The 12680-nt window shown below is 57.1% G+C and carries 11 protein-coding genes and 1 pseudogene; 7 read left to right on the top strand and 5 right to left on the bottom strand.

Annotated features, from left to right (window positions below; all coding sequences use genetic code 11):
* Positions 1-153: 153 nt before the first annotated feature.
* Complete coding sequence (locus NIM72_RS12625) at positions 154-930, top strand: DeoR/GlpR family DNA-binding transcription regulator (protein ID WP_222924776.1); 777 nt, start codon at positions 154-156, stop codon at positions 928-930.
* Here NIM72_RS12625 and fdhD read toward each other — a convergent pair.
* Positions 927-1751, bottom strand: a complete 825-nt coding sequence (gene fdhD, locus NIM72_RS12620; protein ID WP_161734169.1) for a formate dehydrogenase accessory sulfurtransferase FdhD — start codon at positions 1749-1751, stop codon at positions 927-929. The two genes, NIM72_RS12625 and fdhD, sit on opposite strands and share 4 nt — an antisense overlap.
* A gap of 395 nt (positions 1752-2146) precedes the next feature.
* On the opposite strand from fdhD, the gene fdnG reads away from it, so the two are divergent.
* The 5 genes from fdnG to NIM72_RS12595 are packed head-to-tail and all read left to right on the top strand — an operon-like array spanning position 2147 to position 8306.
* Positions 2147-5197 carry a formate dehydrogenase-N subunit alpha gene (gene fdnG, locus NIM72_RS12615; protein ID WP_253420632.1) on the top strand — a complete coding sequence of 1017 codons (3051 nt, stop codon included), beginning with the start codon at positions 2147-2149 and terminating at the stop codon, positions 5195-5197.
* A 12-nt stretch (positions 5198-5209) separates the two neighbouring features.
* Complete coding sequence (gene fdxH, locus NIM72_RS12610; RefSeq protein WP_161734165.1) at positions 5210-6109, top strand: formate dehydrogenase subunit beta; 900 nt, start codon at positions 5210-5212, stop codon at positions 6107-6109.
* The gene (gene fdoI, locus NIM72_RS12605) at positions 6109-6750 is read left to right on the top strand and encodes a formate dehydrogenase cytochrome b556 subunit (RefSeq protein WP_150013375.1); all 642 of its coding nucleotides are present in this window, start codon (positions 6109-6111) and stop codon (positions 6748-6750) included. The genes fdxH and fdoI overlap by 1 nt, the downstream gene beginning before the upstream one ends.
* The gene (gene fdhE, locus NIM72_RS12600) at positions 6750-7673 is read left to right on the top strand and encodes a formate dehydrogenase accessory protein FdhE (protein ID WP_222924778.1); all 924 of its coding nucleotides are present in this window, start codon (positions 6750-6752) and stop codon (positions 7671-7673) included. Before fdoI ends, fdhE begins: the two co-directional genes overlap by 1 nt.
* Before the next feature lie 21 nt (positions 7674-7694).
* Positions 7695-8306, top strand: a complete 612-nt coding sequence (locus tag NIM72_RS12595; RefSeq protein ID WP_222924779.1) for a glutathione S-transferase — start codon at positions 7695-7697, stop codon at positions 8304-8306.
* Between the two features lie 104 nt (positions 8307-8410).
* On the opposite strand, the gene NIM72_RS12590 is transcribed toward NIM72_RS12595, so the two are convergent.
* Both NIM72_RS12590 and NIM72_RS12585 read right to left on the bottom strand, forming a co-directional pair.
* A complete protein-coding gene (locus tag NIM72_RS12590; protein WP_161734159.1) occupies positions 8411-8710 on the bottom strand; it encodes a type II toxin-antitoxin system RelE/ParE family toxin in 300 nt (99 codons plus the stop codon).
* Entirely contained in the window at positions 8707-8991 is a 285-nt protein-coding gene (locus NIM72_RS12585) for a damage-inducible protein J (protein WP_033784384.1), read from the bottom strand. The genes NIM72_RS12590 and NIM72_RS12585 overlap by 4 nt, the downstream gene beginning before the upstream one ends.
* A 369-nt stretch (positions 8992-9360) precedes the next feature.
* On the opposite strand from NIM72_RS12585, the gene NIM72_RS12580 reads away from it, so the two are divergent.
* The gene (locus NIM72_RS12580) at positions 9361-9585 is read left to right on the top strand and encodes a SymE family type I addiction module toxin (RefSeq protein ID WP_253420629.1); all 225 of its coding nucleotides are present in this window, start codon (positions 9361-9363) and stop codon (positions 9583-9585) included.
* 375 nt (positions 9586-9960) lie between these two features.
* Here the strand turns inward: NIM72_RS12580 and NIM72_RS12575 are convergent, their stop codons facing one another.
* Together NIM72_RS12575 and NIM72_RS12570 are read right to left on the bottom strand one after the other, a co-directional pair.
* Positions 9961-10200: a hypothetical protein gene (locus tag NIM72_RS12575; protein ID WP_253420626.1), complete on the bottom strand. Its 240-nt coding sequence runs from the start codon at positions 10198-10200 to the stop codon at positions 9961-9963.
* Between the two features lie 4 nt (positions 10201-10204).
* Positions 10205-12577, bottom strand: a pseudogene (locus tag NIM72_RS12570) (hemagglutinin repeat-containing protein); the annotation flags it as partial.
* Positions 12578-12680 lie beyond the last annotated feature (103 nt).

Here is a 12680-nt window from a genome sequence, read left to right as displayed (position 1 = left end):
TGCCTGAATCTAAAATGCAACCAAATACACAAGCGCAATAAAATACACATGACGCAGGCCGATCCCCGCGCTAAGCTTGCTCCTGATTCAGACGGCATCTTTCGCGTCATTGGCGTATCATCCGTCCCCTTCGCGCTTTATAAGGAAACCTCTATGCTGCAGGAAACGCGCCTTCATCGCATCCGCGCCTTACTGACCCGGCTTAATCAGGTCAGTACCGAGCGCATTATCAGGGAGCTGGGGGTGTCTCGCGAAACCGCGCGCCGCGATATTATTGAGCTGGAAGCGCAGGGTCTGGCGCGCCGTGTTCACGGTGGCCTGGTGGCGATTGAAACGGCGGCTGAACCGCCGCTGACACAACGCCGCAGCACGCAGACCCGCGAGAAGCGCGCCATCGCCCGCGCCGCTGCGCAGTTGCTGCAGCCGGGACAGACACTGTTTCTGGATGCGGGCACCACCACCACCCTGCTGGCAGAGGAACTCCACGCCCTTTCCGGCCTGACGATCGTCACCAATAGCCTGCAGGCTGCGCTGGCGCTGAGCGCCGGAGAAGAAGATCAGCCGCTGAATAATCAGATTATTTTGCTGGGCGGGATGATGACAGCGGGTGCGCACCAGACGCGCGGCGAAATCACCGTGGGTGAGATCATCCGCTATCGCGCCGACGTCGCGCTGCTGTCACCGGTCGGCATTGAGGCGAATCGCGGTGCCAGCAGTTTTCATCCGCACGAAGCGGCTATTGCCAGAGCGATGGTGCAGCAATCTGCAGCCTGCTATCTGCTGGCCGATCACACCAAACTGGGCGTGGTCAGCCGCACGGTTTACGCGCCGCCGCAGACGATCACCATGCTGATTACCGATAGCGGCGGCGATAACGGTGCCGCCCTTGAGGCACTGCAGCAGACGTTGCCAGAGGTGATGGTCGTTTAACGCAGTCGCTGAGGATGGCTGTAGACCGTGGCGCGGCCAGGTTTACTGAACCCGACCAGCGTCAGATTGCAGCGCTCAGCCACCTCAACCGCCAGGCGGGTAGCGGCTGAAACCGCGAACAGGATCTCGACGCCGCACATGGCGGACTTCTGCACCATTTCATAGCTGGCGCGGCTGGAGACCAGCACCGCGCCCGGCCCCCACTCTGCCTGACTGCGATAGCCCAGCAGCTTATCCAGCGCCACATGGCGACCCACATCTTCACAGCCACCGGCCAGCTGACCGTCGGGCTGGATCCACGCGGCCGCATGGGTGCAGCCGGTTTTCTGTCCGACAGGCTGATAATCTTTCAGCTGACCCAGCGCCCGATCCAGCTGGTCCAGCGCGAAGGTCTGGGTAAATGGCAGCGGAGAGAGCGGCTTGCCAATCTGGTCCAGCTGTTCAACGCCACACACACCGCAGCCGGTCCGGCCCGCCAGCGCGCGACGCTGCGCTTTCAGCGCCATAAAGCGACGGCTGGACAGCTCGATCTGAACCTCAATGCCGTCACAGCCCGGCACGATGTCCATGCCGAAAATGTCGCCCGGCGCGTCGATAATGCCCTCTGACAGCGAAAAACCCAGCGCAAACGCCTCCAGATCTTTGGGCGTGGTCATCATCACCACGTGTGAGATGCCGTTATAGACCAGCGCCACCGGCACTTCGTCCGCCAGCCAGTCATCCTGTGCATCGGTCAGGTCTTTACGCTGCCACACCTGCGTCCTGCTGACGCCGGCCTGAATTGTTAAATCTTCGCCTGAGTCAGGCTGGATAGCTTTCAAAAAGTATGACCTGTTGTTAATAAATTATGTAATTCAGTGCCCGGGTCTGCAGAGCACTGACGCGCTCTGATTCTGCCTTTTAGCCCCTGACAGCGCAAATAAACAGCGGGACAATTCATGCGGTTTTATCCCCCGAAAGGCGTAGCCACGCCTGCTGGCGGGCATAATGCGAATAGTTCTCTTTTACGCGTTAACATCGGTAAGCATAAAACAACAGTAATTATCTGCGCCGTCTGAAAATCTGCTTGCAGCGCAAATCCACCACCGAGGATTTTTAACAAAATTGAGAAAAAGAATTACTAATGACTAACGTGTTGACCCTGGTCAACTTACAGTCAACCAGGACTGCTATTTTGCAAGGCTTCGCAATGGAGCCAATAAAGAAGAACGATAACATGCAGATTAACAGACGGAGTTTTTTCAAAATCTGTGCTGGCGGGCTGGCAGGCACCAGCGCGGCATTACTCGGTTTTGCCCCCACCACAGCCTTAGCCAGTATCAGAGAGTTCAAACTCATTCGCGCCAGAGAGACACGTAATAACTGCACCTACTGTTCAGTCGGCTGCGGCATGCTGATTTACAGCCTGGGTGATGGCGCAAAAAATGCCCGTGCCTCGATTTACCATATCGAAGGCGACCCTGACCATCCGGTCAGTCGTGGATCGCTCTGTCCGAAAGGCGCAGGCGTGCTCGACTTTATTCAAAGCGAACAGCGCCTGAAATACCCGGAGTACCGCGCACCGGGTTCCGATAAATGGCAGCGCATCAGCTGGGATGAAGCGTTTGACCGCATTGCCCGCCTGATGAAGCAGGATCGCGATGCTCATTTCCAGACGACCAACGCCGCTGGCGTGACGGTAAATCGCTGGCCGACCATGTCGATGCTCTGCTCCTCCGCCGCCAGTAATGAAACCGGCCTGCTCGATCAGAAGTTTGCCCGCGCGCTGGGTATTCTGGCGCTGGAAAACCAGGCGCGCCTGTGCCACGGCCCCACCGTGGCGGCTCTGGCCCCGAGCTTTGGTCGTGGTGCAATGACCAATAACTGGAACGACATCAAAAACGCCAATGTGGTGATGATCATGGGCGGCAACCCCGCCGAGGCGCATCCGGTTGGCTTTAAATGGGTGATTGAAGCCAAAACCCATAACAATGCGCAGGTCATCGTGGTCGATCCGCGCTTTAACCGCTCTGCGGCGGTCGCTGACTTCTATGCCCCCCTGCGTGCCGGCAGCGACGTGGTGTTCCTGATGGGGGTGATCAACTATCTGCTGCAACACAATCAGATTCAGCAGGAGTATGTTCGCGCCTTCACCAATGCCGCCCTGATTGTCAGCGAAGGCTTCAGCTTTAGCGACGGATTATTCAGCGGCTACGATGCGGAAACCCGTCAGTACGATCGCCAGAGCTGGCACTATGAGCTGGATGAAAACGGCCATGCGCGACGCGATGAGAGCTTCAGCCATCCACGCTGTGTACTGAACCTGCTGAAAACCCACGCCAGCCGTTACACCCCGGAAATGGTGACGCGGATGTGCGGCACTTCGCAGGACGCCTTTATTACGGTGTGCAGGCAGCTCGCCTCCACCTGCGTGCCCAATCGTACCGCAACCATCCTCTATGCGCTGGGCTGGACCCACCACACCAACGGTTCGCAGATTATCCGCACGGCGGCGATGATCCAGTTGCTGTTGGGCAACATTGGTATGCCGGGTGGCGGTATTAACGCGCTGCGCGGTCACTCCAACGTTCAGGGCTACACCGATCTCGGCCTGCTGGCGCAGAGTCTGCCGGGCTATCTGCCACTGCCCTCCGAGAAGATGACCACGCTGGCGACTTACCTGCAACAGGCTACGCCGGTGGCAACGTTGCCGGACCAGGTCAACTACTGGCAGAACACCGACAAGTTTTTCGTCAGCCTGATGAAGAGTTTCTACGGCGATAATGCTACGGCGGAAAATCAGTGGGGCTACAACTGGTTGCCGAAGTGGGACAAGGCCTATGACTGCATGGCGCAGGCGGAGATGATGGAACAGGGCGCGCTGAACGGCTGTCTGATTCAGGGCTTCAACCTGCTGGCCGCCTTCCCGGACAAAAATAAAGCGGTCCGGGCACTGTCCCGCCTCAAATATATGGTGGTGATCGATCCGCTTCGCACGGAAACCGCCAGTTTCTGGCAGCATCACGACGCGTTCAACGACGTCGATCCGTCGGCCATCCAGACCGAAGTGTTCCGCCTGCCCTCCTCCTGCTTCGCGGAAGAGTCGGGTTCGGTGGCGAACTCGTCGCGCTGGCTGCAGTGGCACTGGGCAGCAGCCGAGCCGCCAGCGGAAGCGCTGCACGACGGCAAAATCCTCGGCAACCTGTTTATGCGTCTGCGCGCGCTCTACCGCCTGGAAGGTGGAGTAGCCCCTGAGCCGCTGATGGCGATGCGCTGGGACTACCGCGACCCATTCAATCCTGAGCCGGAAGAGGTGGCGCAGGAGAACAACGGTCAGGCACTGGCCGACATTTATGACGCCAGCGGCAAGCTGCTGCTGAAAAAAGGCCAGCAGCTAAACGGCTTCTCTGAGCTGCGTAACGACGGCACCACCGCCAGCGCCTGCTGGATCTACAGCGGCAGCTGGACGCCGGAGGGTAACCAGATGGCCCGACGCGACAACGCCGATCCGTCGGGACTGGGGGCGGTCTCAGGCTGGGCCTGGGCCTGGCCCGCTAACCGCCGCATTCTCTATAACCGCGCCTCCGCTGATGCGCAGGGGAAAGCCTGGGATCCGCAGCGCCGTCTGATTGAGTGGGATGGCGCACGCTGGCACGGCATCGACGTACCCGATTACCCGGTAACGCTGTCGCCGCAGAAGCAGGCCGGTCCGTTTATCATGCAGCCCGATGGTCTCGGCCACCTGTTTGCACTCGATAAAATGGCCGATGGCCCGTTCCCGGAACACTACGAACCGATGGAAAGCCCGCTCGCCGACAATCCCCTGCATCCGCAGCAGCGACACAGTCCGGTGGTTCGTCTGTTCAGCAGCGACGCCACGCAGCTGGGCGAGGCCGCCGACTATCCCTGCGTCGCCACCACCTACTCCATCACCGAGCTGTTCCGCCACTGGACCAAACATGCCCTGCTGAATGCGATTGCGCAGCCGGAGCAGTTTGTCGAGATCGGCACCGAGCTGGCTGAGGAGAAAGGCATTCAGGCCGGAGACACCGTTAAGGTCACATCACGTCGCGGCTATATCAAAGCTAAAGCGGTGGTGACGCGTCGTCTGCAGCGTCTGATGATTGACGGCAAGCCGGTTGATACCGTGGGCATTCCCTGCCACTGGGGCTTTGAAGGCACCACGCGTAAAGGCTTCCTCGCCAATACGCTGACGCCTTCGGTTGGCGATGCCAACTCGCAGACCCCGGAGTACAAGGGATTTTTAGTGAAAGTGGAAAAAGCGTAACGGCAGATGACTATGGCTTATCAATCACAAGATATTATCCGTCGCTCTGCGACCAATGGTTTTACCCCGCCGCCGCAGGCGCGCGATCACAAGATCGAAGTGGCGAAACTTATCGACGTCACCACCTGTATCGGCTGCAAAGGCTGTCAGGTCGCCTGTTCTGAGTGGAATGACATCCGCGATGAAGTCGGCCACAACATCGGGGTTTATGACAATCCTGTCGATCTGACCGCCAAATCGTGGACGGTGATGCGCTTTTCGGAAGTCGAAGAGAACGGCAGGCTGGCCTGGCTGATTCGCAAAGATGGCTGCATGCACTGCGCCGATCCCGGCTGCCTCAAAGCCTGTCCGTCGGCAGGCGCCATCATTCAGTATGCCAACGGCATCGTCGATTTTCAGTCGGAGCAGTGCATTGGCTGCGGCTACTGCATCGCAGGCTGTCCGTTCAACGTGCCACGACTCAATAAAGAAGATAACCGCGCCTATAAATGCACGCTGTGTGTGGATCGCGTCAGTGTCGGCCAGGAACCTGCCTGTGTGAAGACCTGTCCGACCGGTGCCATTCATTTCGGCAGTAAAAGCGACATGCTGACGCTGGCGGAGGAACGCGTGGCGGAGCTGAAGTCACGCGGGTTTGCGCAGGCGGGCCTCTACAACCCGGAAGGCGTGGGTGGCACCCACGTGATGTATGTGCTGCATCATGCTGATAAGCCTCAGCTCTATCACGGGCTGCCTGCTAATCCGGGCATCAGCCCGACAGTGACCTTCTGGAAGGGGATCTGGAAACCGCTGGCAGCGGTCGGTTTTGCCGCCACGTTTGCCGCCTCAATCTTCCACTATGTTGGCGTTGGCCCGAATCGCGTCACTGAAGAGCATGACGACAATGACGATCAGCCTGAGGAGCATCAATAATGAAAAAGCCCGATCATCTGGTGCGCTATCGCGCACCTGAACGCATCAATCACTGGATCGTCGCGATTTGCTTTGTCATGGCTGCGTTAAGCGGATTAGGGTTTTTCTTTCCGTCGTTTAACTGGCTGATGCAGATCTTTGGCACGCCACAACTGGCGCGTATTCTGCATCCTTTTGTTGGCGTGGTGATGTTTGCCGCTTTTATGCTGATGTTTTTACGTTACTGGAAACACAATCTGATCAATCGCGATGACCTCTACTGGGCCAGAAATATTCACCGGATTGCGCTGAACGAAGAGGTCGGCGATACCGGTAAATATAACTTTGGTCAGAAGTGTGTGTTCTGGGCTGCTATCATCAGCTTAGTATTGCTGCTTGCCAGTGGCATTGTGATCTGGCGACCCTACTTTGCTGATGCCTTTGCCATTCCGCTGATCCGTCTGGCGCTGGTTGTGCATTCGGTGTCAGCGGTTGCGCTGATCATCGTCATTATGGTGCATATTTATGCTGCATTGTGGGTCAAAGGCACACTGACCGCGATGGTGGAAGGCTGGGTCAGCTCGGAATGGGCCAGACAGCATCATCCTCGCTGGTATCGTGAGCAGCGTAATCCGCCAATAAAACAGGAAAAACGCCCCTGATGAGTATTCGCATAATCCCGCAGGACCAGCTGGAGAAAAGCGAAAAGACAACGGCGGAGATGATTCCGCCGTTACTTTTTCCACGGCTGAAAAATTTATACAGCCGTCGTGCCGCGCGATTGCGCGACCTGGCGGCGAAAAACCCACTTGGCGATTATCTGCGCTTTGCGGCGATGATCGCTGAAGCGCAGGAGATTGTGCTGTATGACCATCCGCTGCACATCGACCTGCATGCCCGACTGACGCAGGGTGCCAGCGAGGGCAAGCCGCCACTGAACATTCACACTCTGCCGCGCGATGCGCACTGGCAACGGCTGCTGCACTCGCTGATTGCCGAGCTGAAGCCGGAGATGAGTGGTCAGGCGCTGGCGGTGCTGGAGAATCTGGAAAAGGCGTCCGCCACCGAGCTGGAGACGCTGGCCAGCGCGCTGTTTACCGGCGACTATGCGCTGGTCAGCAGCGATAAAGCGCCCTTTATCTGGGCGGCGCTTTCGCTCTACTGGGCGCAGATGGCGGCCCTGATCCCAGGCAAAGCACGCGCTGAGATGGGCGATCAGCGTCAGTTCTGTCCGGTCTGTGCCAGTATGCCGGTCGCCAGCGTGGTGCATATGGGCAGTCATGAAGGCGCGCGCTATCTGCACTGCAATCTGTGCGAAAGTGAGTGGCATGTGGTACGCAGCAAATGTACTCAGTGCGAACAGTCCCGTGATCTGCACTACTGGTCGCTCGACAGCGAGCATGCGGCGGTAAAGGCGGAGAGTTGTGGCGACTGCGGCACCTACCTGAAGATGCTTTATCAGGAGAGAGATCCGGCGATTGAACCGGTGGCCGATGACCTGGCATCGCTGATACTGGATGCCAGAATGGAGCAGGAAGGCTTCGCGCGCAGTAGTCTCAATCCCTTTATGTTTCCTGGCGAATAGTCACTGAATCCGGAGAACCCGATGAAACTGATTGGCAGCTACACCAGCCCGTTTGTGCGTAAGATTTCGATTATCATGCTGGAAAAAGGCATTACGTTTGAATTCGTTAACGCATCGCCTTACAGCGATGACAGCCACGTGCCGCACTACAATCCGCTGGGCAAAGTCCCGGCGCTGGTTGCTGACGATAAGCAAATCTGGTTCGACTCCAGCATCATCGCCGAATTTCTGGAACTGCGCGGCGTGGAGCCTGCTCTGCTACCTGCCGATCCGCTTGAATCGCTTAACATCCGTCAGCTGGAGAAGCTGGCGGATGGCGTCAGCGATGCCGCGCTGGTGATCGTGCGCGAGCAAATGCGTCCGGGGGATTTGCAGTCGGAAGAGGTGCTATTGCGCAATCGTGAAAAGATTCAGCGCAGCCTCGATATGCTGGAAGCGAAGGCGGCAGAGGGGAAATGGCTTAACAACGGCCAGCTTAATCTGGCGGATATCGCCACTGGCTGCATGATCGGCTACCTCAATTTCCGCCGCGTAGTGCCGAACTGGTGTGTCGAACGACCGGCGCTGGTGAAGCTGGCGGAAACGCTGTTTGAGCGCGAGAGCTTTGCAAGGACGACGCCGCCTGCGGCGTGATAGGTGCGGTGCTGGGGCTGATGATTTCATCGGCCTCCTCAGCGCACCGCTCTCTCTGCCGTAGCTCATGATCCAGACAATCTGATGCAGGCTGAAGTGGCTGACTATCTTTGATAGCGGCCCGATATTTTTTGGGATGTATGCAGTATACGCAGGATGCGAACCGCATCTTTTTCAGCTACATAGATGATGATGAACGGTAAGCGTGGCACCACCAGTTTAAGCTGTTTTTCTGTTCCGACTTTAGTGCCAGCCCGCGGGTTTTCGCTAAGCAGACTGGCCAACCGGGTAAACTTATCGTCTGTTGCACTGGCTACCAGCAGGCCAGCCTCACGATACAGATAACGAAATATTGTTTCCCTGTCCGCCTGCGCCTGTTTTTCCCATTGAACGGCTGCTATCACAATTTTCCCTGCGCGGCCTGCGCTTTAAGCTCTTCCATGCGAGTATCCATTTCATCGTTACTGATGAATTCACTTTCACCGGCATCATAACGACTGAATGCAGCCGCTATCTGCTCTTCCAGCCATGCATCATGTTTACTGTCCTGATAGTGCCGCTCTTCAGCAGCCAGCTCTTCCGCTCGCTGACGCATAACCTCAGTCAGCGTCTTCTTCTGGCGCTCGGCTGCCTGCATGGCAAGTCGTTTAACGTCGTCATCAATCCTGAAATGGATAGTGCTCATAGCCTGACTCTCGCGTGGTGTCGTTTGTGGTGTCATCATGCCTGTCATCCCTTTCTCTGTCATCTCCATTTCACTCTTATGCGATGCCGGAAATCGCCACACCCATATGAACAAAGGGCCGGCTGCAGATGCTGAAGAGGGTATTGGGAAGAGGATGTAAACGAAATAGTAAACGAAAAAAACAATCCGTTTTTCAGAGACGACTCGCAGTTTATTACTTAGCTTTCAGCGAGTTTACAAAGCGGGCGGTGTATATTTTGAACAGGAGAAAACAGAAAGGAAGAACGTAACGAGAGATTTTTAGCGCGAGCTGAAGGTGGTGGAACACCAACAGCCCGCTGACCACAACTAACTGAACAGGAGTTAATTATGGCTAGAGCTGATTCTACGTCAGAACCCGCTGTACCCCAAGCACGCAAAAGCATCGTCGGATATCGCCCCAACGGCGGCAGACCGAATCCATTACCCCAACTCACCATCAAGGGACGCTGGCTGAAACAGTTAGGATTTATTAAAGGCCAGCCGGTCAGCATCATCGCCGAACAGGGCCAGCTGATTATCCGCATAATGCACCTCACGGAGGAGAACACATGAACATCACTTTTATTCCTGAGCCAGTCCCGGAACTGGCCATCCCGGGTAGCGAGCTGGCTGCGTTCGGACTTACTACCGATCCGATTAACGCTGCGTGATAATACGCTGTCGGTAACAACCGTGACTGAAGAAGCGGAGCGGAGTGGACAGCACTGTGCGAAGCCAATCTCCAGGGGCAGGATTCAGGGGCGGACTGGGTGCGGGAGAATGGCGAGGTGATTATCGGCGGTGACTGGCTGACCGGGTTTGGTATCACGGATGCGGAACAGGTCGAAATTGTCGCAGCAGCAGATGTGTTGCGGCTGCAGCGGCGGTAAGAGGAGATTCAGGGCTTAAAGCAAAAATCCCGGCCAGTTGGCCGGGATTCATAGTCAGTTAAGATATTTTTAGTTCTTCCGTCGCTTCGGCTATTATTTGTAAAAAACTACTTAAGCTAAACTTCATTTTATCCTGTTCAGCCAATACCCTAGCATCCGAAAAAAACTCAATCTCAATATTATCAGGCCCTTTATCTTTGTTTAATTGGCAAAGTATTTGATCCTTATAAGAGATCTCGGCTGTAATTTCTTCATATTTAGAATCACTGAAGAAGGTTATTTCAAAGTCATTATTCATATTTTCATCTCGGATTTTTAGGATCTAAGAAACCAGAAAATGAACCATCTGAGTTATAGCGCACCCCTCTTCCATCAGGAAGCCTGTACTCTATACCTCCTCTGGAAAGATCTGTTTTTATAGTATTAGTACTATTCAAAACTTCGTTTACAAACTTATTTGCAGCTTCGCTTTTTTGAGCTGGGTTACCTTTTAATGGTTCAAAAACACCGCCAGGCCTGCCAGCATGTTTCTCCCATGCTCTGGCCGCTGCGGATAGACCCTGTTCGTTAATTGGCTTGTTGGCTGAAGAAACAAGATCATCTTTCTTGAAACGATCAAAATTATTGTTCTGGCTACTTTCATTGTTCCGCGCATTCTCCTCATCCTGCGGTTCCCATCCACCCGGCGCTCCCGATCCTGCACCGCCCAGCTCAGCTTTCTCCGCATCCGTCAGATCCTTCGCCACATTCGGATCGCGGGAGTTTGCAGCTTCGTCACGCGCTTCAACGATTGAAGGGCCATCAGTGATCGGCAGCGTATCCGCTTCAGTTCCTGACCCTTTCAGAGCCTTATCCAGTTCTGATGCAATGTTGTTATTCGCATCCTGAACAACTTTATCTCCCGGACTCGTCGGCAGTCCCGGAACAGGCACTGGCATGTACCTTGGCAGTAAAAGGTTGTTATTTTCCAGCGACGTTTTCCCCGCCTGAGCCCCCGCCACAACATCCGTCGTGCTGTCACCCACAACGCCGCCAGCCAGACCCGCCGCTAACGTTCCCAGCGCACTTATCGTCTGTCGCTGCTCCTCAGACAGGTCTTCACGTTTAACGCCCGGATACATCTGCTGCGCGATGTACTCGCCCATCACCGCGCCCGAGGCTCCGGCCAGCGCTGTATTGCCCGCCGCGTACGAGGTTACCGCACCCAGCACCGCGTGCGCCATCAGGTTCGCCTGGACATTAACCTTACCGTTCGCGTCCGTCGTCAGTTCATGTATCTTTTCCGCCAGGTACGGTGCCGACGCGCCGCTTATCGCCTGCGCCACGTTCCCGCCCGACAGGCCCTGCACCGCCGCCGTCACTGCGCTGATGCCCTGCTGCAGCGACGAACCCGTGCCGAACGGCTTCATCGCGTTGTCATACGCCCGCTGCGATATATCGGCTTCCGTATAAGGGTTACCGCTTGCCGCCAGCTGCTCACGCGCCGCCTGAAGAGCAGCCGGATCCTGCTGCGCCTTCAGGCCCGCTATCTGGCCCTGCGTCCGGGCGATATCCCCCGCCTGAGCCCCGATTTCCCCGATAAGCTGCGCCGCCTTCAGCCGGTTCTGCTCCTTCTCCTTGTCGAAGATGACGTCCAGCCCCGGATTCGCGTTCGCCACGTCGCGGCTGAGGTCCGCCACGTCCTGCGTCTGCTGTTCCTTATCGCGGATAACGATGGTGGCCTCACTCACCGCCGCCTTCGTGGTGGAGTCCGCGCTGCCGCTGTCGTTCAGTCCCGCCAGCATGCCGTTCGCCATGTTCCCGGCGAACTGACCGCCCACGCTGCCGCCCGTGCTCATGCCCGCGCTCTGATGCTCCACGTCATATTCCGCGTGGTTCTCTATGTCACCAAAGCCCAGCGTGCCGGTGTCGAGCTTATTCAGGCTGGCATCAGCCGTACTCGCAATAACCGCACCGTTCAGCTGCGTGTGCTCACCCACCGTGACGTTAAAGCCGCCCTTCCCGGCAAAGATGCCGGTCTGCTCCGCCACGCTCTGCCAGTTGCTGTGCATCTTATCCCGGCTCACGTTCACGTTCGCCGACCCGGTCATTGAGCCGAAGGTAAAGCTGCCGCCCGCGCTGGCGCTCTGCTGTTTGCTGTCGTAGCGGTCGCTGTCCTGCTCTGAGGTCTGCGTCAGGTTGCGGCCCGCGTCCACCTTCACGCTCTCACCGCTGGCCTGCGCGCCCGTGAGCGTCGTGTCGCGCCCGCTGGTCAGGCTGAGCCGGTTGCCCACGTCCAGCGTGGTCTCGCTGTGCGTCAGCCCGTTGCCTTTTTCGCTGCCTTTCGCCGCGTTGACGCTCGCCGACACGCTGATGCCGTAGCCGCCTGACCCGACGCCGATACCGACCCCGACGCTGCCGCCCTTGCTGCTGTTCTTACTGTCGGTGCTCTGCGTGTTCTGCGCCGACTGCAGCAGGATGTCCCGCGACGCCTCCAGGCTCAGGTCGCCGCCCGCCTTCAGCTGGCTGCCGGCGATGCTGATGTCGCCGCTCTGCGCCGTACCGTTTTTGCCGGTTGCCGTGACGGCCAGATTCCGGCCCGCCGTCAGCGTGCTGCCCTGCGACCGGCTGCTCTCAGTCCGCGTTTCGCTTTTCGACGACTGGCTGCCGTACGAGGCGCTGACGTTTTTATGATTTACAAGCAACGCCGATGCAGGATTTCCAGCCAAAGTAGCATCAGTGACAACAGAACAGTTCACACAGTTATGTGTTCTGCCTGGTTCCGGGTACCGTCGCCGT

The organism is Pantoea sp. B550 (assembly GCF_024158165.1).
In the GTDB taxonomy this organism is placed as follows: Bacteria; Pseudomonadota; Gammaproteobacteria; order Enterobacterales; family Enterobacteriaceae; genus Pantoea; species Pantoea alfalfae.
The sequence above is the reverse complement of the archived record's forward strand: the minus strand, read 5'-3'. Positions and strand labels throughout refer to the sequence as shown.

Coding starts and splice junctions, on each gene's coding strand:
- NIM72_RS12625 (WP_222924776.1), top strand. CDS start 154: ATGCTGCAGGAAACGCGCCTTCATCGCATCCGCGCCTTACTGACCCGG.
- fdnG (WP_253420632.1), top strand. CDS start 2,147: ATGCAGATTAACAGACGGAGTTTTTTCAAAATCTGTGCTGGCGGGCTG.
- fdxH (WP_161734165.1), top strand. CDS start 5,210: ATGGCTTATCAATCACAAGATATTATCCGTCGCTCTGCGACCAATGGT.
- fdoI (WP_150013375.1), top strand. CDS start 6,109: ATGAAAAAGCCCGATCATCTGGTGCGCTATCGCGCACCTGAACGCATC.
- fdhE (WP_222924778.1), top strand. CDS start 6,750: ATGAGTATTCGCATAATCCCGCAGGACCAGCTGGAGAAAAGCGAAAAG.
- NIM72_RS12595 (WP_222924779.1), top strand. CDS start 7,695: ATGAAACTGATTGGCAGCTACACCAGCCCGTTTGTGCGTAAGATTTCG.
- NIM72_RS12585 (WP_033784384.1), bottom strand. CDS start 8,991: ATGAGCACTATCCATTTCAGGATTGATGACGACGTTAAACGACTTGCC.
- NIM72_RS12580 (WP_253420629.1), top strand. CDS start 9,361: ATGGCTAGAGCTGATTCTACGTCAGAACCCGCTGTACCCCAAGCACGC.
- NIM72_RS12575 (WP_253420626.1), bottom strand. CDS start 10,200: ATGAATAATGACTTTGAAATAACCTTCTTCAGTGATTCTAAATATGAA.